Raw genomic sequence first — 21342 nt, forward strand, 5'->3', positions numbered from 1 at the left:
TGAGGTAGCTTTTTTGTATAATTTACTTTCTAAGTATTTCGAGAACTTTCTCTTCGTTGTTAACGTCTAATATAATGTTTGGGTCATACATAATAATAGGGAGGTTTTTATGGAAAACATAGATTTAATACTGATCATCAAACATATTATTATCGGTCTTGTACAAGGATTTACAGAGCCAATTCCTGTATCATCTAGCGGACATGTTATGATTGTAAGTGAAATTCTTGGTCTTGGTGAGCAAGGTTTTACTTTTGCTATTTTAACGAACACAGCTTCTTTACTGGCTATTGTCTATATTTATCGAGAGGATATTGTCCGACTCATCACAAATTTTTTCCTTTATCTTAAAACAGGAGAGAATCGTTATAAAGCTGATTTTCGTTTCGCCATATTCATAGTAATTGGTTCTATTCCAGCGGGTGTTTTAGGTGTTTTGTTAAGCGATGTTATTGCGGATAATGTTAGTATGACGACGATTGCACTTATGCTATTTGTGACAGGTATTGCCCTATGGCTAATCCGTAATATGCGTGGTACGAAAAGGGATGCGGATTTGACTGCGAAAGACGCCATCATCGTAGGTCTTGGTCAAGCTGTAGCATTAACACCTGGTATTAGTCGTTCAGGAGCAACGATTATTTCAGCCATTGCAGTTGGTATGAAACGGGAAACCGCTTTGCGATTTTCCTTCATGCTCTATATTCCTGTAAGTCTTGGTGGGGTTGTCCTTGGGATTTCTGATTTTTTAGATGAGCCAAATAAAGGTGCATTAGCAATTCCTTATGCTGCGACATTTATTGCGACATTATTTATGACTTATTTTGCAATGCGTTGGTTTATGGGAATCATGAAAAGTGGCAAGCTTAGCTACTTTACATATTATTGCTTTCTTGTAGGTACTCTCTTATTAATATTTTATTAATTTAGCTATGTTAAAGAATATTGTTAGAAGGAACTACATCTTTGGAGTTCCCTTAATCTATTTATGCTCTTGTTAACTTACGAACTCGTGTTTAAGAATACTCATTCTTAAACGATCAATAAATTCACCATTTCTTAGTCGGTCCTGTCTTAGTATACCTTCTTCAACATACCCAATTCTCTTATAAGACTTAATTGCCTTTGCATTGTCAACTTCTACTCTAAGCCAAATCTTGTTAAGGTCTAATTCATTAAAGCCCCACAAAAGCATTTCTTTCATTGCAGATAATCCATAGCCTTTACCCCAATAGGATTTATCTCCTATTGCCACCCCTAGTTCTGCATGTTTGTTGAGTTTGTCGATGTTCTTCAAATCTATCCAACCTATATGCTTTCCTTCTTCTGTAACGATAGCTTTTTGTTCATATCCATTTGTTTTGGTAATGCACATTGTAATCCACCTTTCAGTTTCTTCTCTACTAAAAGGTGGATATTTCTCTGGCATATTTAAATGCTTTATCACTTCTTTATCAAGACACCATTGATAACGGTCTTCAACATCATTAAGAGTTAATTCTCTTAAATTAACTTTTGGTAGTTCGATTGTATTCATCCTCTTTCCCCCTGATTATTTTTATAAATGGAAAATTTTGATAAACTGAGTTTATCATAGGTAACAATCGTTGAGAACAAGCAACTTAAATAATGGACAAGGTATTTCGTTGTCACACCATTAAATCGACTTATCCAGCCTTTCAAACGACTATGAAAACTTTTTACATTCTGAATATGATAAACCCCTTGAACTCATTTCTTACCATCTGAGTTCGTTCCAATCAAATATCAACAGAGTTCTAAACATTGCTATTAATTTAAAAAGCCTCATAACTATAATTAGTTGTGAGGTTTTCTTGTTGTTGAAAAATGAAATGGTAGGAGTTCTAAATTAGAGTGACGACCTAAAGATACATATTAAGAGAAATGGTTGATTGGAGTGGAGGCTGGGCGACTCCTTGGGGATTAGCGTCACAGATGAGACCCTGGAGCGAGCATCGCGAGTGAAGCGGCTCATCGGACGCCCCCAGGAAAGCGCCAAGCCGGAACGGAAATCAACCCCTCGCTTTGCAGGAAAGTTATAGTGAAATTTCAGAATTTGTAAATCTGATACATTTTGCATAAGCAGTCATATCTTTTTAAGAAAGCTTTATTGAGGTAACTATTCAATAGAAATGTTATAGTAAGTTTTTCAATGGCATGAAAGACAGTCGTTTTTTCTAACGAAACTGCATTTTGGCACGTCAGGAGCAATAAAAAATGTTATGATAGGTGTAGTTTTGTGAAAAACTTGATTTTAGTAAAGGAGCCGAAAAAATGTCATCTGCTTCTTATTTAACTGTAAAAGCATTAACAAAATATATTAAACGGAAATTTGATGCTGATCCGCATTTACGTGAAGTCTATGTAAAGGGTGAGCTATCTAATGTCAAGATTCATCAATCAGGGCATATTTACTTTACATTAAAGGATGATGGAGCACGAATTGCGGCTACTATGTTTAAAACAGCAGCCACAAAATTAGCGTTTGAACCAAAGGAAGGTATGCAAGTATTTATCCGTGGAGATGTAAACGTTTATGAAGGCTACGGTACATATCAATTATATGTACAGGAAATGCAACCAGATGGAATTGGTAGCTTGTTTGTGGCCTTTAACCAGCTAAAAGAGCAGTTACAACAAGAAGGGCTTTTTAAACCTGAGTGGAAACAACCAATTCCGAGGTTTCCAGAAAAAATCGGTGTTTTAACGTCGACAACAGGTGCCGCCATTCGAGATATCTGTACAACATTAAAGAGACGCTATCCACTTGCTGAAGTTTTTATTTATCCAACCCTTGTACAGGGAGCACAAGCAGCGCCAAATATTGTTCACAATATTGAGCGAGCAAATATCGATGCGAGTTGCGATGTACTGATTGTTGGGCGTGGCGGTGGATCGATTGAGGATTTATGGGCATTTAATGAGGAAGCTGTTGCACGAGCGATTTTTGGAAGCCATATCCCTATTATTAGTGCAGTAGGTCATGAAACCGATACAACTATCGCGGATTATGTAGCTGATTTGCGCGCACCGACACCAACGGCAGCGGCTGAAATGGCTGTACCGGATCAACAAGATTTATTTCAACGGGTGCTTACACAAAAATCACAACTGCATCAAATTGTAAGAGCGCAACTAATGGCAGAACGTCAACGTCTAAATAAGCTCCAACAATCTTATCCGTTGTCAATGCCAGAACGCCTATATCGACCATTTACGGAAAGGCTAGCACAACTTGAATCGGGATTACAAAAAGCAATGCAGGTCGATTTGATGAAGAAAACAGCGCAGTTTCAACAATTACATAGTGCGGTAGAACAGCACTCGCCGAAAAAGGCATTAGCTTTCCATCAACGAGAGCTAGAAACTCACGTCCAACAATTAACTCGTGCTGCAACGCATTATGTATCGAAGCAAAAACAACAATTTGAGGCAACTGTCAGAACTTTAGAAGCATTGAATCCACTTGCCATTTTAACAAGGGGCTTCACAGTAGCTTATAAAGATAATCAAATGTTAAAATCATCAGCTGATGTAAAGCCACAGGATCAATTAACACTTTCCTTCCATGATGGAAAGGTTATTGCTGATGTGGTTAAGATTTTGCCGAAAAATGAGGAGGAATAATTGTGGCAGAGAAACAACAAACTTTCGCAGAAGCAATGACGGCACTTGAAGAAATTGTTCGTCAGCTAGAGCAAGGTGATGTGCCGCTAGAAAACGCGATTGATTTATATAAACAAGGAATGGAGCTATCACAATTTTGCCATAGCAAGCTGCAACATGCTGAGGAGCAGTTAATTTCTATTGTCCAAGAGACAGGTGAGACTACGGCATTTGATCCACTAAAGGGAGAGAACTAAGAAAATGAACGAGCAATTAAAACCTTTTATTGAAAGCAACATACCACAAGTTGAAGCTGAAATGTTTGCACTAGTTGAGAAAATTGATGCACCAGCCAATTTAAAAGAATCAATGCTTTATTCATTAAAAGCTGGAGGTAAACGTATTCGCCCTCTTTTCGTATTGGCTGTTCTTGAACTATACAATAAGAATTTGAAGGATGGTTTAACTGTAGGATCAGTTGTTGAAATCATTCATACGTATTCATTAATCCATGATGATTTACCAAGTATGGATAATGATGATTTCCGTAGAGGTAAGCCCACAAATCATAAAGTTTATGGCGAGGCATTAGCGACACTTGCAGGTGATGCATTGAATACACTTGCGTTTGGCATTTTAGCACGCATGGATGTATCAGCTGAAAAACGTATTGAGCTTGTCAATCTGCTAAGTGAAGCAGCTGGTGCAGAAGGTATGGTTGGTGGTCAAGTACTCGATATGGAAGGTGAAAAACGTCAGCTAAACTTAGCTGAGCTTGAGCATGTCCATATCAATAAAACGGGCGCTCTTTTACGATTTAGTATTGAAGCGGGAGCAGTGTTAGCTGATGTAACGCAAGAAAATCGGGAAACTTTAAAGGAATATGCGCATCATATCGGTCTTGCTTTCCAAATTCAAGATGATATTTTAGATATTGAGGGTACTACAGAAGAACTAGGTAAAACTGCTGGTAAAGATGTAGCAAGTGATAAAAGCACATACCCAGCTCTGTTATCTTTAGATGGGGCAAAAGAAAAGCTTGCTGAGCATTATCAGCATGCCATTAACGCACTAGATAAATTGGAAGTAGATGCCAGCTTATTACGTGAGTTTGCAGCCTATATTGTACATCGTAAAAACTAGGGGAAAAACGAGGCGTTAACGGCACATAATATGCTAGAATAGGTGAGGGCGTTTGCAGATGTGCAAACAATAAAGTGTTCGTACTTTTAGCATATTAATAACACTGTTATAATGGTGGAAACACAATTACGGTGAATAATTTATTGAAAAGGTGTGTGAGAAAGGTGGATTTAAATAAGATAACTAGTCCAGCCTTTTTAAAAAGCTTAGATAAGAAGGGGCTTGAGCGACTTGCACAAGAAATTCGTACCTTCTTAATCGAAAAATGTTCTGTCACAGGTGGTCATATCGGACCGAACCTAGGTGTTGTGGAGCTTACGGTTATGCTCCATAAAATGTTTGACAGTCCACAAGATAAGTTTTTATGGGATGTTGGCCACCAAGCTTACGTGCATAAAATTTTGACAGGTCGTGCAAATCAATTTGACACATTACGTCAGTTCAAAGGGCTTTGTGGTTTTCCAAAGCGTGTGGAGAGTGAACATGATGAGTGGGAGACAGGTCATAGCTCGACATCTTTGTCAGCAGCCATGGGTATGGCAGCAGCACGTGATATCAAAAATGAAAAGAACTTCGTGATACCAATTATTGGAGATGGAGCTTTAACTGGCGGTATGGCACTGGAGGCATTAAACCATATAGGCCATGCTAAAACAAATATGATTGTTATTTTAAACGATAATGAAATGTCAATCGCACCAAACGTCGGAGCGTTACACAATGTATTAGGACGTCTTCGTACAGCCAAGGAATATTCAAAAGCAAAAGAAGAACTGGAATCGCTCATTAATAAGATTCCTGTATTAGGTGGTAAGCTTGCTTCAACGGCTGAGCGCTTAAAAGATAGCTTAAAATATTTAGTGGTATCAGGTGTGTTCTTTGAGGAGCTAGGCTTTAAATATCTAGGACCGATTGATGGACATGATTTCGATGCTCTTGAGACAACATTATCACAAGCTAAAAAAGTAAAAGGCCCAGTGCTCGTTCATGTTATTACGAAAAAAGGCAAAGGATATAAACCTGCTGAAGATGATACAATTGGTAATTGGCACGGGACAGGTCCTTATAAAATTGAAAATGGTGCCTTTGTAAAGTCAGAGGCGAAAGGCCCAGCTTGGAGTAGTTTGATTGCTGAGACAGTTCACAAAATTGCCCATGAGGATAAACGAGTTGTCACAATTACTCCTGCAATGCCAGTGGGCTCGAAATTACAAGGTATCCAAAAGGATTTCCCAGAACGTTTCTTCGATGTAGGGATTGCTGAACAACATGCGGCAACGATGGCAGCAGGTCTAGCAACGCAAAAAATGAAGCCATTTTTAGCCATTTACTCAACATTCCTTCAACGTGCTTATGACCAAGTATTACATGATATCGCACGTCCAAACCTAAATGTCTTTATTGGCATTGACCGTGCAGGCTTAGTTGGTGCAGACGGTGAAACACATCAAGGCGTATTTGATATTGCATTCCTTCGTCATATACCAAATATGACAATTATGATGCCAAAAGATGAAAATGAAGGTCAGCATATGGTGAAAACAGCCATTGACTATGATGGCGGTCCAATTGCGTTACGTTATCCACGAGGTAATGGTATAGGCGTTCCGTTAGATGATGAGCTTATGACGTTACCAATAGGAAGCTGGGAAGTGTTACGTGAAGGTAAGGATGCAACGATTTTAACCTTTGGTACGACGATTCCTATGGCGATGGAAGCAGCCACTACTCTAGCACAGCAAGGTGTAGAGATAGAAGTAGTCAATGCTCGTTTCATTAAACCGATGGATGAGGATATGCTTCACCGTATATTAACAAGCCGTAAACCAATATTGACGATTGAAGAGGCAGTCTTACAAGGTGGTTTTGGTAGTGGTGTATTAGAATTTGCCCATGACCATGGCTATTTAAGTGCAATAATCGATCGCATGGGAATACCTGATCATTTTATTGAGCATGGTAATGTAGATCAGCTGCTCGCTGAAATTCATATGACGGCTGAGGATACAGTGGCACGTATGCATGTGTTACTTCAACAAAAACAGCAAGTAGGTTTGAATAAATAATGACAAAAAATCCAAAAGAACGTGTAGACATTTTACTTGTAGAGCGTGGGCTATGCGAAACGCGAGAAAAAGCAAAGCGCTCTATTATGGCAGGACTTGTTTTTTCTAATGAAACTCGCATCGATAAAGCGGGGGAAAAAATCGCTATAGATGCACCACTACAAGTAAAAGGCTCAGATTTAAAATATGTTAGTCGTGGCGGCTTGAAACTTGAGAAAGCGCTACAAATTTTTGATATGTCTGTAGAGGGGAAGCTAATGCTTGATATTGGCTCCTCTACAGGAGGGTTTACCGATTGCGCACTACAGCATGGTGCAAGACATGGTTATGCACTGGATGTTGGTTCCAACCAACTAGCATGGAAAATCCGATCTGATGAACGTGTAACTGTAATGGAAAAAACAAATTTCCGTTATACGACAGCGGCAGATTTATCAGAGGGCTTACCAGACTTTGCAACAATTGATGTTAGCTTTATTTCATTATCGCTTATTTTACCTGTCTTAAAAACATTGTTAATGCCAGGTGGCGATGTAATGGCACTGGTGAAGCCTCAGTTTGAAGCTGGGAAAGATAAAGTCGGTAAAAAAGGAATTGTTCGTGATAAAAAAGTACATTTAGAAGTTTTAGAAAAGACAGCTGCAATGGCGACAGAGGTTGGCTTTGTCGTTAAGGATGCTTCGTTTTCGCCAATTACAGGAGGCGAAGGAAATATTGAATTTTTATTCCATTTAGTGAATCCTATTGGTAATGAAGAAATTCCTGCATATACAGCTTTTAATGCACTCGTTGAAGAAGCGCATAGTGCACTAAAATAACACGTGCTCGTTTATAGAGCCGTGTTTTTTCTTGTGCTTTTATGTTTAAAATGGTAGTGTAAATATACAAATATTCAACTATTTATAAGAGGTGACCGATATGAACAAAGGACAGCGACATATACGAATTCGGGATATTATTGCCAATCATGAAATCGAAACACAAGATGATTTAGTCGATTTTTTAAAAGATGCAGGCTATAATGTGACACAAGCAACCGTATCACGTGATATTAAAGAACTTCATCTTGTTAAAGTACCTTTACAGGATGGACGCTATAAATACAGCTTGCCCGCAGACCAACGATTCAATCCTATACAAAAATTACATCGTGCGTTAGCTGATGCTTTTGTCAGCATTGACGGTGCAACACACTTTTTAGTAATGAAGGCTCTTCCTGGTAATGCCAATGCTATTGCATCACTACTTGACCATTTAGATTGGCCTGAAATTTTAGGGACTATTTCTGGAGACGATACTATTTTAATTATTTGTCGTAATGAAGATGAGCGTGAAAATACTAAAAATCGCTTATTAGACATGCTATAAAATAGCAGGGTAATTTGATACAGAGGTGACATTTTGTGTTAAGAGAGCTTAGTATAAGAAACTTTGCCATCATCGAGGATTTAACCGTTAGTTTTTCAGGTGGTTTAACTGTTTTAACAGGTGAAACAGGGGCAGGAAAATCCATTATTATCGATGCAGTGCATTTACTTGCTGGCGGACGAGGAAATACCGAATTTATTCGTCATGGCGCTAAAAAGGCTGAATTAGGTGGTTTATTTCAAATTTCAAGTTCTGAGCATCCTGTTCATAAGAAACTTGAAGATGCAGGCATTGAAATTGAAGAAGATACCATTATTTTGCGCCGTGATTTAAATGATTCTGGAAAAAGTGTTTGTCGAGTAAACGGTAAACTTGTGCCATTATCTGTTTTACGTGATATAGGGGCTAGCCTTATCGATATTCATGGTCAACATGAAAATCAAGAGTTAATGGATGAGAAACAGCATATCTATTTACTTGATCATTTTGCCGAGGAACAACTTACACCAATTCAAGAAGCATACAGTTCTCAATATGATGAATATCGTTCACTAAAAAAAGAATTAGCTTCGATTTCGATTGATGAGCAGTTAATGGCGCAACGTATTGATTTGTATCAATTCCAAATGAAAGAGCTGGAGGATGCCAATTTAAAGCTTGGCGAGGAAGATGAGCTTCTTGATGAACGTCGTCGTCTAATGAATTTCAATAAGATTTTCGAACGCTCCAGTGCAGCTTATGAAGCAATTCAAGGTGAATCAAAAGGCCTTGACTGGATTGGCAATGCAATGGGAGCCTTAGAGGATGCAGCCACTGTTGACGAGCAATTTAAAGAGGCATCAGAATCCGTCACGACTGCATTTTATGCGTTACAGGATGCTGCTTACCAGGTCAAAAATGTATTGGATGAATTAGAATTTGATCCTGCTCGTTTAAATGAGGTTGAGCAACGTTTAGCCTTATTACAAAATTTGAAGCGTAAATATGGCTCAACAGTCGAAGAGATTTTAGCGTATTACGATAAAATTAAAACAGAGCTTAATGAGCTTTTAAATCGAGACGAAATTTTGCAAGTGAAAGAACGAAAAGTGCTGGAAATGGAAGCAGTACTTGATGAGCTTGCTGCAGAACTTTCTACTATACGAAAGGATGCTGCACATAACTTAAGTGAAGCTATTATGGCCGAACTACGTGAATTACATATGGAAAAAGCAAAATTTATTGTTAATTTTGATGAATTGCCTTACTTTGATGCGAATGGTAAAGATCAAGTAATTTTTTATATTTCTACAAATGTAGGCGAGCCACCAAAATCTTTACCGAAAATTGCTTCTGGTGGAGAATTATCGCGTATGATGCTTGCGTTAAAGACGATTTTCTCATCCTCTAATGGCATAACATCTATTATTTTTGATGAGGTAGATACAGGTGTAAGTGGTCGTGTAGCGCAAGCAATCGCAGAAAAAATTGCAGCAGTATCCATTAACTCGCAAGTTTTATGTATTTCGCATTTACCGCAAGTGGCTGCGATGGCCGATCATCATTATTTTATTAAAAAAGAAGTCGAACATGATCGAACATTTACGTCATTGCTGGAAATAGATACGGATGCTCGTATTGAAGAAGTTAGTCGCATGATATCTGGAGCGGAAATTACAGACTTAACTTTGCAGCACGCAACAGAGCTCTTAAAAATGGCTAATGAACGAAAAAAACAAATGAGATAGCAAAGAATCCAGAAACAGCTCGTTGTTTCTGGATTTTTTCTTTTTGCACAAATATTTACCGCTTATAAGAATGCCACAACAACACATAGTAAAAAGACAAAAACAAAAAGGAGGTGTCGTATGTATCGTCGTTGGCGTCAATTTGTCATTTTGCCTATGCTCATCGTTTTATTATTCATGCCCGTAAATGCTTTTGCTGCAAAAAAGCTTATTCCGATGGGCGAAGCAATTGGAATCCAACTTCATTTATCTCATGTATTTGTAGCACATGATGTGCTATTAGCTTCCAATCAGTGGATGAAAGGAGGCGCTGTTATTGAAAAAATTAATGATATTACAGTAAAAACGCTTGCAGATGCTAAACAAGCTGTTGCTCGTCAAGGACAACAGAAATGGACGATAAAAAATGAAGGAAAAGAAGTGACACTTGATTTACAGGAGCAAGAAGCAGAACATGTTATTTCCTTTCTAAAAGATGAAACAGATGGAGTAGGAACATTGACATACATTGATCCAGAGACAAAAAATTACGGTGCGTTAGGCCACCAAATCGTTGATTCAACTTTACAAGAAGCCCCTATTTTCCATGCTGGTTCCATTTTTTTAGCTTCGATTCAACAAATTCGTAAAAGTATACCTGGCCAACCTGGCTATAAAATATCCTCCATTGAAAAACATCAGGATCGATTAGGGAGTATAGATAAAAATACAGTTTATGGAATTTTTGGCCGTTGGGAAGACGGTTATCAACAAAGATTACCTAAAGCAATTGAAATTATGCATGAAAAGGATATAAAAACAGGGAAGGCTGAAATCTATACGGCGATCGAAGGCAGTAAGGTGGAAACTTTTTCAATTGAAATTACAAAGGTCGAAAATGAACGCCTTGAATTCATAGTAACTGACAAAAAGCTCATTGAAAAAACAGGTGGTATTTTGCAGGGGATGAGTGGCAGTCCTATCATTCAAGACGGTCGCTTTGTAGGTGCGGTTACACATATGTTTGTGGAGGAGCCGAAAAAAGGAGCAGCACTTACAGTAGCAGAAATGTTAAAAAAATCATCATAAATGAAGGAGCTGCCTAGAGGTAGCTCCATTCTTTCATGAAAATATCTTGTTCACCACGTATTTCGTTTATTTATGAAGCGATTAGCGATAGTTAAAAAAAACTGTAGTTTTATCTCAATTTTTTCACTAAAATAAATGATATAAGCATTAGGTATTTATCATAACTTGTCGATATAAAAAGAAAGTATCGGACTACATACTCATTTTTGGAAATAGAAAAGGTTTTTAAAACAAAAATGTCGAAAATTCCACAGTGTGCAAAAAAATGCATTTGGGGATAGGTAACGCTTTGAGGCGATTCAAAGCAAAGTTCAAAAGGAGGAATTTAAATGACAAAGGTTAAAGTAGCGATTGCAGATGATAATCGTGAGTTATTAAAAACGATGGAGCAGTATTTTCAAGGGCATCCTGAAATTGAAATAATTGCAACTGCTTCTAATGGGAAAGTTTGTTTACAAATGCTAGAGGAATTCACACCAGATATTTTACTGCTAGATATAATAATGCCACATCTTGATGGTTTAGCTGTTTTAGAGTCGATGTATCAAAATGAACGAATGTCATCAATTCAAGTTATAATGTTAACTGCTTTTGGCCAAGAAGATGTGATGAAACAGGCTGTAGACTTAGGTGCATCCTATTTCATGTTAAAGCCATTTGAATTTGATCAATTGGTTCAAAAGATCTTAAATTGTGCAGGGCAGAAGGCTGCACTTCCTAAAAAGACAAGTGTTTTACAACCAGCGGCACCTCAAAAATTAAATCAACATCAATTAGATAGCACGATTACAGCCATTATTAAAGAAATCGGCGTTCCTGCACATATTAAAGGTTACTCTTATTTACGAGAAGCTATTCAAATGGTGTTCGAAGATATCGAGTTATTAGGCTCTGTGACGAAAATTTTATATCCAGAAATTGCTAAAAAATTCAACACAACGCCATCACGAGTTGAACGTGCGATTCGTCATGCCATTGAAGTCGCATGGAACCGTGGCAATTATGAATCGATTTCGTCGATGTTTGGTTATACGGTCCATCATTTAAAATCGAAGCCGACAAATAGCGAATTCATCGCTATGATTGCAGACAAGATTCGCATTGATATGATGGCTAGTTAATAGCGGTATATCAAGGTTTGTAGCGTATGGCTCAGCGGAGAATGACCGGTAAATCTAAATTAGATAACGCTTATATAGCGAAAATTATAACGCCTTTTTAGACAGTTTACGCCGACTGTTTGAGGGGGCGTATTTTTTATGTCTTTTAATCCGTTTTTAATAGAGATAGACCGTTATATGCTCGATTGTGCTGCGAAAGGTCTATCAAAGAAAACACTAAGTTCATATGAACAAACTTTAAAACTATTTGCGCGATATTTGGAGGATACCTTCGATATTACTGACGTTAAGAGCGTCACAGCGGAGCACATAAAGGCTTATATCCGTTCAATTGAAGAAAGGGGCAAGTTTCAAGTAAGTGCCGCTGAAACACCTGTAAACTATCCTGAGAGACGCGGTGATTACGGCAAACCTGTCAGCAAGACAACAATAGCGAATTATGTACGTAACATAAAAGCATTTTATTCGCATTTATACAACGAACAGATGATTCGCAAAAATCCGCTGAAAGACGTTAAGAATGTTAAACCGGAGAGAAAAGTAAAGATAATGCTCGAAGATAATGAACTAAAACAGTTTTTCCGTTCTTTCGACGTTACAAAATTTGATCAGTATCGAGATTGGATTATTGCGCGATTAATCTTTGATACTGGCGCTAGAATAGGAGAATTGTTGGAAGTTGTAGTGTCTGATATAGATTTGCGGGGCAATGCGTTGTTATTGCGAAAGACGAAAAACAGCAAGCAACGCTTCGTTTACTTCTCTGAAAAGACGCGCAAACATCTTAGAGCATGGCTGGCATACAAGGATCGATATTCAGATAGCTCTTATGTCTTTCCGACGAATAGAGGAACTAAACTACGGATTGAGGGAGTCGAGCGTTCATTTAGACTCCGTAGTAAAGATGTCGGGCTACAGGTGACACCTCATTTGCTCAGAAATAATTTTGCGAAAAGGTATTTAGTTAATGGCGGTGATTTGGCAACTCTATCTCGTTTGCTTGGACATGCAAGTGTTGAGATCACATCGCAAATCTATCTCGATTTTGCGGATAAGGAAGTGATGAAGAAATACAGACAGCACAGTCCACTTGAAAATTTGGATATTTAAACAGAAAAAAGCCGCTAGTGCGACAACACTAACGACTTTACAACTTAATATCTACGCTAAAAATTGCCTGGCAGCAATAGCGTTTACTTAGGGTTCATTATATCGAAAAAAATTCGATGATGCAACTCCTATTAAATGCACCCTTTTTTAGCAGTAGCGACGAGGTTGCCCACTAATTCGTCGTTAATATAACCTGGTCAGTGCCGTCCGTCACATCGCAAACTACGGAATATATCGCAGGTCAAGCCGTTTCCTGTTACGGTTGCGACGAATTGGTGAGCGCCACCATTAAGGGCGCGGCATGGTTTATCGGCTAGTTACGGCTAGGGTAAGCATGTACAAGCGGATAATCAGCGTACAAATACGCTCAATTAAGGACTACCGCACGTCTAGGACGATAATTAGACGAGTACATACGGATAGAAATATCCCAATCTAACAGGAGCATACGAGCCACCCAGGACGTCACTATGACGCTGAAATATGCGATTGTTACTTATTGTTGCTATTCGAGTATTTCTACGAGTCTAGCGATAATAGGTAACCTCTCTGCGCCGATTTCCCGGAGCGAGCAGCTATTCTGCTGAAATTGGGTGCTATTGTCAATACCTAACTTCCATTTTACAATATTTTGTTATATAGTAAAAATAAGTTACATTCGTTTGAATTGTGTTGGTATACATAAATACATATTAAAAAAAGTAAGTATCAGAAAAGGAGTTCAGTAAATGATATACGCAATTGGCTATAGTGAATTTATTAAAGAAGGAGAACATCGATTTACTATTAAGGATCAAATAAAAAAAGAAGAGTACGAGGGCCATTTAAGTTCTTTAGGTGAAGCAACAAAGCTAAAAACAATGAACAATATATATAATCTTTTTGAAAGAAACGGAAAAGAATTTTTAAAGTATACTTCGGAAATACCGGCATATCTAGAATCAGATGAAGATAAAGAATCTATATATATGGAAGCGAATCGCTTATTAATTAATTATTTGTCCTCCCTGTCGATGTTTATAGATTACGGCAAAAAATTTAATAAAAAACATTTTGGAAAACAAAAAATGGACGAATTTTTAAGTAAGACGCATAAGTTTTATGATAGTCATGTTTCTTATCGCTTTATGGCCATTATGAGAAATTATGCGTTACATTACGGCTTCCCCTTAACCCATATTAAAAGAAGTTTAACCAAAAAAAATGGAATTTTTTCTTCCAAAGAAACACTTTTAAAGTTTAAAGAATGGAAACACGCCAAAGAAGATATAGAAAAAATGCCAAACGATATATTACTGGAGCCTCATGTAAAGGTTTCGATGCTGTTCATAAAACATCTTTATGAATCTTATATTTACGACATCGCTCCTTCTGTAGTAAAAGGGTTGGAATACTTAAATGAAATGATAAAAGAAAACGGTGGAAAAGTCCCTCTACTTGCTGCTTATAAAAATCTAGATGAATTTAAAAAAGGAAATATTTTATTCGATTATATCGAACCTAAAGCTTATCTTGATTCTTTAAAAATAATACAAAGTCATCCTAGTATAAATGTAGATATAGTTGAAAATAAATCATAAATTTTTGGTGACATAGAGTGGAGTAATAAAAGAGCGCCTAGCTGATGCCGGGCGCTTTTCTTATGTTAATTTTTCAATTTAAAATCAATGATTAGCTCCAAATTCAATGCTTCTGCAATCTTTTCAAGGTCAGATATAGTATAACTTTCATTCTTCATTTTCTTAGATAAATTAGATTGAGTTGTACCGATCTTTTTTGCTAATTGTGTTGCGGTCATTTCGTTTTCTACTAAAAGTAATTTAATTTTCTTTGTGATATTCATATATGTACCATCCTTTTATGTATTGTTAATCATAATATATCATATTTTATGAATTTAGTTCATATTTTATGTTGACATAGTCATATTATTCATTTATTATGAATATAAGGAATAATTAATGAATGAATGGAGGCTATATCATGATTACACAATTGCAAATCGTTGAGGTTGAACCTGGCTACAGTTACGTAGTTGAAAGAACTCAGATTTTTGATGGGGTGTGTTTAGAAGTGTTTAAGCAGCCCGGATACGCAGATGATGCAATCTTGCACATAGGAGATAATGAAATCTTCTTTAAGTGGGATGAGGAAGCCAAATTAATTTTTTCAGAACTGGACACATGCGAACCTATCGAACTACTAACAATCCTAGCGCAAGCACCGAGTCTGTCTGCTTAATACGTAATTTCAGCATAAAAACTACGGTATCGGAGGCTGATACAGGAATTTGATACGGTGAATTATACGTAGTTTGCTCCGGATGACCATTTAGCAGACGTAAAGGCACGTCTTACTCGCCACGACGGTTGAATAAATTGGAGACGGTTCAACGCAGAGTGAAGGCAACTGAGCGCTTTAGACGGATTCTACGGCGCTACATACATCAGAGCAGTTGGCGATGCTCGCAGACATTCATCAGTATTGCAGAACAGTATTTAGCGGTTTAACCAAGCAAAACATACAGGCGACTTTATTATAGATAGAATTGAATTTTACTTGGAATGTGCGCAGTTCCAGTTGAGGCTAGAGGCGGTTGCAGACGTTTCTAGCCTTTTGTTTTCCCTTGCTATTCCCGTTGATTTAGGCGTCCTAGCAATGTAGTAGATGTATTTATCATCCGGAGGATAAAACGTCTTAAATCGCAAGCTTACAAAAGGAGAGCAATGTTTCACTGGCGATAGCAATCTATATTTTACGATATAGTTCGTAGGTATTTTGGATTATTTTATGAGTAAAGTGTGCGAAACGTAATTTTTATGTATATAAGTTCGGTAAGGAGGTGCTAAAGGTGGCAGAAACAAAACTCGTAAGTATCGCGATGGTACCGTATTTTGAAATTAATTTACGCAAAAGTGTACGGATTTAATTGTTTATCTATATTAGTTTAGTAGGGACGGTTCGATAAATTTAAATTTTATTTTAACAAAAGTGCGACAAACGGAAATTTTATGGATATAAGTTAGTAGGAATAAATTTATTCGAAAAGTTGTCCCAAAAACAAATGCTTGAGTCCACTATGTATTGTAAGTAGATGTTTTTCTTGTAACTTGTTGCAAAACGCGTTAAAAAATCGGGATATATAAAGTAAGAGGAAATAATTTTTTAGAATCTGTCCCAAAACACGGCGTTTTAGTGTGCTGTATATAGTAGGACGGAAATTTTATAAAAAGTGATACCAAATTGAATGTTTTACCTGGGAATAAGAAGTAGGAAGAAAATTATCAGAAACATGTCCGAAAATGGTTTTTCATTCGGGTATATAAAGTAGGAGGCATTTCTGTCGATCAATCGGCGTTCACATATAACAAAACCAAACAATAGGGAGAGATTGATATGGTAGAAACAAAACAACGAGTGTTAGCAGTATTAAAAGGGATTAAGGAGTCGGCACCATTCCAAGCGGTTTTAAACACAACCAAGACACGTGATAATGTTTTCGGCGTTACTCTAAAAACTGAAACTTTTCTAGACTGTTCATTATTAAGAGATACAGAGGTTACTAATTATACTCTTGAAATTTTTTCTGCATTCCATCAGGACAATATAATCTTTGAAGCACGCTATTGTAATATACAAGATGGTTTTGTGGTAGGAAATACATTAAATGCGTTGCGTGACAAAGAGGTGGTTGAGTTGGCGACTAAAGCAATGCTCAACTATGCGGGGACTCCTATTAATGGTGAGTATGGGACGTTGTTTAACGCTGATTGGTATTTAGTGGCTGCAGATGATTCGTTCATTAATACAAAGGACTTACAAGCAGGCGATAAGTTATTGGCTGCGAAGGAGTTTCAATCGATGTATGATGCTATGACACTAGATGAACAATGTCAACTTGACTTATACTCGCTACGTTTCGTGCTTGCCGAAGGTGTTTATGTTTGGATAGATGGGGCGGATAGATTCTTTAGAGTTGCGAAAGGTTGCGATCGTATTACACCACGTATCGATAACGTTGTAGAGTTTCCAAGTTAAATTGTTGAATTATAGAAGGACTCATTTACACGACTTTTATTATAAAACCAAAAAGGGAGAGATTTTATTATGACAAACACAACAAACACAATCGAGGTAACTAAAACAGATGAGCAAAAAGCTTTAGAGGTATTAACGGCAATTAAAGGACTATCTGTATATAAAACAACAGGATTTGAAAATCAAATTTATGATGAAAAAAGTAATGGGGCATTCGCAGCTAATCTATATAAAGCATCGGATGTAGAACAGGCCGACCTAACTTTTTATGTAATCACTATTGTCGAAGGACTCGGTGGAGATCAATTATTTTCAGGGATGTTGTTTGACAATCATGTTCTCATTAACAACGAAGAAATGACATACTCGGATTTAATCGCACAAGCGGATGCAGCTATGCGTAAGTTCATCGGACGATAACAGCGTACATGCCCGTCTGATTGGCGGGCTATCATCTAATAATCGGAGGGATTTTAATGTCTAATAAACCGGAAAATTTTAACGAAACAATTGAGGAAGCGCTACAGACTTATAAAGCGATTCATTCAGAAACGTTAGATGCTGATGAGAAAGTAAAACATATCGAGCGTCATTTCGAATTAGAGGAACGGAGAAAAGAATTACGAGAAAAGTTATAGAAAAACGGAGGTACACGCATGAAAACGAAAGCTATCCGATCACTACGGCTTGCCAACGAGCTTGCCGCTAGTGGTCACAAAATATTAAAAGTAGAGCATAGTCGAGAGTCACCGGACTTTACCGTATTCATATTCGAAGATTCGCCCGCATTACAAGCTATGCTAACACAATCACGCAGACGGTAATGATGATCCGCAGCCAATCTACTAAACTGCTAAAGGAGACGATTAAATGACGGAACAAAAACAAACAATCGAGGCACAAACGGCTTTACCTTACAAGTACGACGCGGGTTGGACGGGCATTCCAAACGCTTTATTTGAAATTTACGCATTTCATCCGAGATATACGCCCGCATGTACAAACGTGTATCTATTTCTACTACATCGTCATAATGCAAGGTATGGTTACGCATTTCCGACGCAAGACCAGATTGCAGATGCATTGTGTACAAGCCGGAGTACTGTTAGCACCGCTATTAGTACGCTAAAGTTTCTTGGATTAGTTGATGCGGAACGTAATCCGGACCATGATAACGTTGTGTACTTCTTGAAACGTCCAATTGATAACCAGCTGTCGTTTGAAATAAGATTTCCCGAAGCGAAAGCAAATCGTTTAAAGCACGAGGCAGCGCGCGAGCGAGATAAACAGAAAAGACATGACCGACAGTCGCGATTTAGAGAGAAACAGGCAGCCGCAAAAGCAGGATTATTGTAGCTTAAAATTCAGATGTGTAATTTTTATAAATCCGATGTGTAAAAATTGTACCGTATTAATACTTACTTACTAAGACTTACGTATAAAGACTTAAAACATTTAGCGCTCATTAATGCTTAAAAGAGTGCATTAATAAACGCTATCTATCACTCTCATATATTAGTGATGGTATTTAAAAGAGTATGAACAAAAAAATACAACGTGTGGTTAAATTTTTACACCACGAAAATGGAGGCCAGCCAATGACGAAAGCAGTCGCAGCTAAAATGAGAGCCAGTAAAACAACGTTCGCACTAATCGAATATGCAAAAGCTGACGGAATCACTATAACGTATGAAAACGTTTATCCAGGCTCTATTTACACGCATAAAATTATCAAGGCGTACCATTATGTAAAATTTAGCGATGATATAACGAAAGTTAAAAAGCCGTCAATATTGGAATGTTTCGCAAATGTAGACGATGTGTCACTAAAGCGTGCTCCAAAGGGCAGTCTCGAAAATGAGGCGTTACAGCTAATCAAACAATCGGAAAGTACGGATCAATTGCTAGCTCGCGTAAATCCACCTGTCACTGATTGCTCATACGTTGAACGTTCCGATTTCACATTGCAAGACTTGTATAACGATATTCGATCGGTCATGGAGTGGTACAAAGTCGCTACTTACTTGATGCGCTTGCTGATTTTCGGAAGTGCTGCTTTATCTACGTATACTGACCGTTTAGATTGGGATTATTACAGAAGTGAGCGAAAGAAATTCCAAAGTTGCCGGTACAAATACTGCTTAAATATGTTTCCGATTGAAGGAGATAACATTCGTGGGGATGATCCGAAAAGGGCGGATAGTCGCTATTGCTGTGATATTTGTCGTAAGGCGGATCATGATGCTACTAAGCGCTTCCAGCAACACGGCTCTTACTTGCCGGTATATTTCTACTTAGAACAGACATCGGAGCATATTGGAGATGAAGTCCGATTACGTGAAGTTGCGAGGTCGATAGATGCGATTGAAGGTAGGTATGCAAAGGGTATTGCAACATCACCGATTAAAGGGAATCGACGTCCTAAACCCTTAGAGCAACATGAGTTTAAGCCGTTTTTAACTGTAAATATTGCCACGAGAAAAGTCGAATATGCGTCGGAAAATCACCTTAATTGGTATAAGGGGCATTAAGCCCGCATTTATTTTTAGGGTGCTAGTAAGCAAACGATATTAAAAGGAGGGAAACGGTATGACAGGCGAGCAGCTACGAGATTTACGTTTAGCTTTATCTTTGTCTCAACGAGAGTTTGCAGAAATGGTAGGTGTGGGATGCAGTACTATCGCGAGAATTGAGAGCGGATCACAATCAATGAGCTTATTAACCCGTGCAAAAATAGCGCAAAAAATTCAGTTTGACGACGGTTTATTTATTTTTGTCGACAAATCTCAAAAATTAAATAGACTAATCCATAATCACATGGTATCACATTAAAAATCAAATGTAAAGTATTCCGTGAATAAGCCAATAAACACAAAGGGGAAATGAAAATATGACAATCCAAAAATTAAACGAGCTATTTGACCAAGGTTACGAAATTAGATCAAAATTCGCTACAACAATCGCTACTCAAGTAAGAGAAGGAATGAACGATCCACTGGCCAAGATTAGAAATGACCAACATCTTACGCCTCAAGGTAAAAAGGTAAAAGTAGAGGAGTTTAAGCGAGAGGTAGCTCGCGAAGTGTTTGATGTTGTAGCAAAAGAAAAAGCTACATATGCGAAAGTGGTTGTAGAAGCTACGGCACTCGCTAAAAAGATGAAAACAGATGCTATTAAGCCTCCATCTAATGCAGTAGACGTTAAGTTGTTCGAGCAAGAACTCGCTGCTTTACAGACGTCAATCATGCTTAGTACAAACGTAGATACAGCGATTAAAGCAATTGATTCATTTCAATCAAAATATGATGAACCTTATTATGCTACTGAACTACAAAAAACGTTCCCTTCGCTTATCCAAACAGTAACTACTATTGATGACAGTCCGATGCATAGACAGGCATTAAGATATATTTATTCTAGCGTCCAGGCAAAGGCTACTACGCCGGAAGTTACGAAGGCTAACGAAGTCCTGGCGTACTTTAGCGATGGTGAGGATATTAAATTGTTCCGTGAGGGATCGCCTCAGCACGACACTGTTAAGACGTATATTGGCGCTATTGCAAATCACATTAACGATCCGGAAACGGCGCTAGGCATCCTTGACGGACAGGTTGAAACACTCGGAGGTATGGCTGGAACAAATGTAATGGAATAACGATTAGGGCGGACTTGGTTCCGCCTTTTTATATTTCCACAAATAAAACCGAATGGAGACGATTAAATGACAATTTCTATGCTAACAAACGGCGACGGCACTTTTGCAATTAAGGGTGACGAACAATTATTTGAGAAGTTACCGGAAGGCTTCGACGTATTACAAGTTGATATTTCGGATGAAAAAATCGACGCACATAACTTAGCTATCGCAGCAAATCACGCTGAGTATCGAGGTGTTGAAGCAATTAAACGATATTTTGCTATTAAAGCAGCGTTTGAACGACAGCAGGCGCTAGTTACAGAGCAAGCAAACCAACCGAAAATTTCACATGCGCCGGCCATTACATCGAAGTCAATTAAGCCTGTTAACGTGTAGTAAATGACAAACTGAATAACGCAATATTAACGCAAAAGACA

The 21342-nt window shown here is 37.9% G+C and carries 24 protein-coding genes and 1 pseudogene; 22 read left to right on the forward strand and 3 right to left on the reverse strand.

Annotated features, from left to right (window positions below; translation table 11 throughout):
* Positions 1–109 precede the first annotated feature (109 nt).
* Positions 110–925, forward strand: a complete 816-nt coding sequence (locus ABH968_RS05615) for an undecaprenyl-diphosphate phosphatase (protein WP_370043041.1) — start codon at positions 110–112, stop codon at positions 923–925.
* Positions 926–997: 72 nt separating this feature from the next.
* Here the strand turns inward: ABH968_RS05615 and ABH968_RS05620 are convergent, their stop codons facing one another.
* Both ABH968_RS05620 and ABH968_RS05625 read right to left on the reverse strand, forming a co-directional pair.
* Positions 998–1528 carry a GNAT family N-acetyltransferase gene (locus tag ABH968_RS05620; RefSeq protein WP_370043148.1) on the reverse strand — a complete coding sequence of 177 codons (531 nt, stop codon included), beginning with the start codon at positions 1526–1528 and terminating at the stop codon, positions 998–1000.
* A 5-nt stretch (positions 1529–1533) separates the two neighbouring features.
* Positions 1534–1728 (reverse strand): annotated as a pseudogene (locus ABH968_RS05625) (hypothetical protein); the annotation flags it as partial.
* Positions 1729–2295: 567 nt separating this feature from the next.
* Between ABH968_RS05625 and xseA the strand changes: the two are divergent.
* From xseA to ABH968_RS05680, 11 genes are all read left to right on the forward strand, one after another.
* A complete protein-coding gene (gene xseA, locus ABH968_RS05630) occupies positions 2296–3648 on the forward strand; it encodes an exodeoxyribonuclease VII large subunit (RefSeq protein WP_370043042.1) in 1353 nt (450 codons plus the stop codon).
* 2 nt (positions 3649–3650) lie between these two features.
* A complete protein-coding gene (gene xseB / locus ABH968_RS05635; protein ID WP_053597070.1) occupies positions 3651–3884 on the forward strand; it encodes an exodeoxyribonuclease VII small subunit in 234 nt (77 codons plus the stop codon).
* A 4-nt stretch (positions 3885–3888) separates the two neighbouring features.
* Positions 3889–4770: a polyprenyl synthetase family protein gene (locus ABH968_RS05640; RefSeq protein WP_370043043.1), complete on the forward strand. Its 882-nt coding sequence runs from the start codon at positions 3889–3891 to the stop codon at positions 4768–4770.
* 164 nt (positions 4771–4934) lie between these two features.
* Positions 4935–6836 carry a 1-deoxy-D-xylulose-5-phosphate synthase gene (dxs, locus tag ABH968_RS05645; protein ID WP_370043044.1) on the forward strand — a complete coding sequence of 634 codons (1902 nt, stop codon included), beginning with the start codon at positions 4935–4937 and terminating at the stop codon, positions 6834–6836.
* The gene (locus tag ABH968_RS05650) at positions 6836–7654 is read left to right on the forward strand and encodes a TlyA family RNA methyltransferase (RefSeq protein ID WP_370043045.1); all 819 of its coding nucleotides are present in this window, start codon (positions 6836–6838) and stop codon (positions 7652–7654) included. Before dxs ends, ABH968_RS05650 begins: the two co-directional genes overlap by 1 nt.
* 100 nt (positions 7655–7754) lie before the next feature.
* Positions 7755–8204: a transcriptional regulator AhrC/ArgR gene (gene ahrC, locus ABH968_RS05655; RefSeq protein WP_370043046.1), complete on the forward strand. Its 450-nt coding sequence runs from the start codon at positions 7755–7757 to the stop codon at positions 8202–8204.
* Between the two features lie 35 nt (positions 8205–8239).
* A complete protein-coding gene (gene recN / locus ABH968_RS05660) occupies positions 8240–9931 on the forward strand; it encodes a DNA repair protein RecN (RefSeq protein WP_370043047.1) in 1692 nt (563 codons plus the stop codon).
* Positions 9932–10051: 120 nt separating this feature from the next.
* The gene (locus tag ABH968_RS05665; RefSeq protein ID WP_370043048.1) at positions 10052–10999 is read left to right on the forward strand and encodes a SpoIVB peptidase S55 domain-containing protein; all 948 of its coding nucleotides are present in this window, start codon (positions 10052–10054) and stop codon (positions 10997–10999) included.
* Positions 11000–11328: 329 nt separating this feature from the next.
* Entirely contained in the window at positions 11329–12120 is a 792-nt protein-coding gene (spo0A, locus tag ABH968_RS05670) for a sporulation transcription factor Spo0A (RefSeq protein ID WP_370043049.1), read from the forward strand.
* Positions 12121–12258: 138 nt separating this feature from the next.
* The gene (locus ABH968_RS05675; protein WP_370043050.1) at positions 12259–13230 is read left to right on the forward strand and encodes a tyrosine-type recombinase/integrase; all 972 of its coding nucleotides are present in this window, start codon (positions 12259–12261) and stop codon (positions 13228–13230) included.
* A 728-nt stretch (positions 13231–13958) separates the two neighbouring features.
* Positions 13959–14810 (forward strand): hypothetical protein, encoded by an 852-nt coding sequence (locus tag ABH968_RS05680; RefSeq protein WP_370043051.1) that lies wholly within the window; start codon positions 13959–13961, stop codon positions 14808–14810.
* A gap of 65 nt (positions 14811–14875) precedes the next feature.
* On the opposite strand, the gene ABH968_RS05685 is transcribed toward ABH968_RS05680, so the two are convergent.
* Complete coding sequence (locus ABH968_RS05685; protein ID WP_370043052.1) at positions 14876–15073, reverse strand: helix-turn-helix domain-containing protein; 198 nt, start codon at positions 15071–15073, stop codon at positions 14876–14878.
* A 140-nt stretch (positions 15074–15213) separates the two neighbouring features.
* On the opposite strand from ABH968_RS05685, the gene ABH968_RS05690 reads away from it, so the two are divergent.
* The 10 genes from ABH968_RS05690 (at position 15214) to ABH968_RS05735 (ending at position 21301) form a co-directional block, all read left to right on the forward strand.
* A complete protein-coding gene (locus ABH968_RS05690) occupies positions 15214–15471 on the forward strand; it encodes a hypothetical protein (protein ID WP_370043053.1) in 258 nt (85 codons plus the stop codon).
* Positions 15472–16626: 1155 nt separating this feature from the next.
* The gene (locus tag ABH968_RS05695) at positions 16627–17268 is read left to right on the forward strand and encodes a hypothetical protein (protein WP_370043054.1); all 642 of its coding nucleotides are present in this window, start codon (positions 16627–16629) and stop codon (positions 17266–17268) included.
* Positions 17269–17337: 69 nt separating this feature from the next.
* A complete protein-coding gene (locus ABH968_RS05700; RefSeq protein WP_370043055.1) occupies positions 17338–17688 on the forward strand; it encodes a hypothetical protein in 351 nt (116 codons plus the stop codon).
* A 56-nt stretch (positions 17689–17744) separates the two neighbouring features.
* On the forward strand, positions 17745–17906 hold the full coding sequence (locus tag ABH968_RS05705; protein ID WP_370043056.1) for a hypothetical protein: 162 nt from the start codon (positions 17745–17747) through the stop codon (positions 17904–17906).
* A gap of 18 nt (positions 17907–17924) precedes the next feature.
* Entirely contained in the window at positions 17925–18092 is a 168-nt protein-coding gene (locus tag ABH968_RS05710; RefSeq protein ID WP_370043057.1) for a DUF5659 domain-containing protein, read from the forward strand.
* Positions 18093–18138: 46 nt separating this feature from the next.
* Positions 18139–18624, forward strand: coding sequence for a helix-turn-helix domain-containing protein (locus ABH968_RS05715; RefSeq protein ID WP_370043058.1), 486 nt, complete (start codon positions 18139–18141; stop codon positions 18622–18624).
* Between the two features lie 242 nt (positions 18625–18866).
* Positions 18867–19799, forward strand: a complete 933-nt coding sequence (locus tag ABH968_RS05720; RefSeq protein ID WP_370043059.1) for a hypothetical protein — start codon at positions 18867–18869, stop codon at positions 19797–19799.
* A gap of 58 nt (positions 19800–19857) precedes the next feature.
* Positions 19858–20100, forward strand: coding sequence for a helix-turn-helix transcriptional regulator (locus tag ABH968_RS05725; protein WP_370043060.1), 243 nt, complete (start codon positions 19858–19860; stop codon positions 20098–20100).
* A 58-nt stretch (positions 20101–20158) separates the two neighbouring features.
* Complete coding sequence (locus ABH968_RS05730; protein ID WP_370043061.1) at positions 20159–20923, forward strand: hypothetical protein; 765 nt, start codon at positions 20159–20161, stop codon at positions 20921–20923.
* A 66-nt stretch (positions 20924–20989) separates the two neighbouring features.
* Complete coding sequence (locus ABH968_RS05735) at positions 20990–21301, forward strand: hypothetical protein (protein ID WP_370043062.1); 312 nt, start codon at positions 20990–20992, stop codon at positions 21299–21301.
* The last annotated feature ends 41 nt before the right edge of the window (positions 21302–21342 follow it).

Origin of the sequence: Lysinibacillus sp. RC79 (assembly GCF_041262405.1) — a bacterium.
Taxonomy (GTDB): Bacteria; Bacillota; Bacilli; order Bacillales_A; family Planococcaceae; genus Lysinibacillus.

Bases quoted from the DNA above. Each gene is read 5' to 3' on its own strand.
- ABH968_RS05615 (WP_370043041.1), top strand. From the start codon at position 110: ATGGAAAACATAGATTTAATACTGATCATCAAACATATTATTATCGGT.
- xseA (WP_370043042.1), top strand. From the start codon at position 2,296: ATGTCATCTGCTTCTTATTTAACTGTAAAAGCATTAACAAAATATATT.
- ABH968_RS05640 (WP_370043043.1), top strand. From the start codon at position 3,889: ATGAACGAGCAATTAAAACCTTTTATTGAAAGCAACATACCACAAGTT.
- ABH968_RS05650 (WP_370043045.1), top strand. From the start codon at position 6,836: ATGACAAAAAATCCAAAAGAACGTGTAGACATTTTACTTGTAGAGCGT.
- ahrC (WP_370043046.1), top strand. From the start codon at position 7,755: ATGAACAAAGGACAGCGACATATACGAATTCGGGATATTATTGCCAAT.
- ABH968_RS05665 (WP_370043048.1), top strand. From the start codon at position 10,052: ATGTATCGTCGTTGGCGTCAATTTGTCATTTTGCCTATGCTCATCGTT.
- spo0A (WP_370043049.1), top strand. From the start codon at position 11,329: ATGACAAAGGTTAAAGTAGCGATTGCAGATGATAATCGTGAGTTATTA.
- ABH968_RS05675 (WP_370043050.1), top strand. From the start codon at position 12,259: ATGTCTTTTAATCCGTTTTTAATAGAGATAGACCGTTATATGCTCGAT.
- ABH968_RS05680 (WP_370043051.1), top strand. From the start codon at position 13,959: ATGATATACGCAATTGGCTATAGTGAATTTATTAAAGAAGGAGAACAT.
- ABH968_RS05685 (WP_370043052.1), bottom strand. From the start codon at position 15,073: ATGAATATCACAAAGAAAATTAAATTACTTTTAGTAGAAAACGAAATG.
- ABH968_RS05690 (WP_370043053.1), top strand. From the start codon at position 15,214: ATGATTACACAATTGCAAATCGTTGAGGTTGAACCTGGCTACAGTTAC.
- ABH968_RS05695 (WP_370043054.1), top strand. From the start codon at position 16,627: ATGGTAGAAACAAAACAACGAGTGTTAGCAGTATTAAAAGGGATTAAG.
- ABH968_RS05700 (WP_370043055.1), top strand. From the start codon at position 17,338: ATGACAAACACAACAAACACAATCGAGGTAACTAAAACAGATGAGCAA.
- ABH968_RS05705 (WP_370043056.1), top strand. From the start codon at position 17,745: ATGTCTAATAAACCGGAAAATTTTAACGAAACAATTGAGGAAGCGCTA.
- ABH968_RS05710 (WP_370043057.1), top strand. From the start codon at position 17,925: ATGAAAACGAAAGCTATCCGATCACTACGGCTTGCCAACGAGCTTGCC.
- ABH968_RS05715 (WP_370043058.1), top strand. From the start codon at position 18,139: ATGACGGAACAAAAACAAACAATCGAGGCACAAACGGCTTTACCTTAC.
- ABH968_RS05720 (WP_370043059.1), top strand. From the start codon at position 18,867: ATGACGAAAGCAGTCGCAGCTAAAATGAGAGCCAGTAAAACAACGTTC.
- ABH968_RS05725 (WP_370043060.1), top strand. From the start codon at position 19,858: ATGACAGGCGAGCAGCTACGAGATTTACGTTTAGCTTTATCTTTGTCT.
- ABH968_RS05730 (WP_370043061.1), top strand. From the start codon at position 20,159: ATGACAATCCAAAAATTAAACGAGCTATTTGACCAAGGTTACGAAATT.
- ABH968_RS05735 (WP_370043062.1), top strand. From the start codon at position 20,990: ATGACAATTTCTATGCTAACAAACGGCGACGGCACTTTTGCAATTAAG.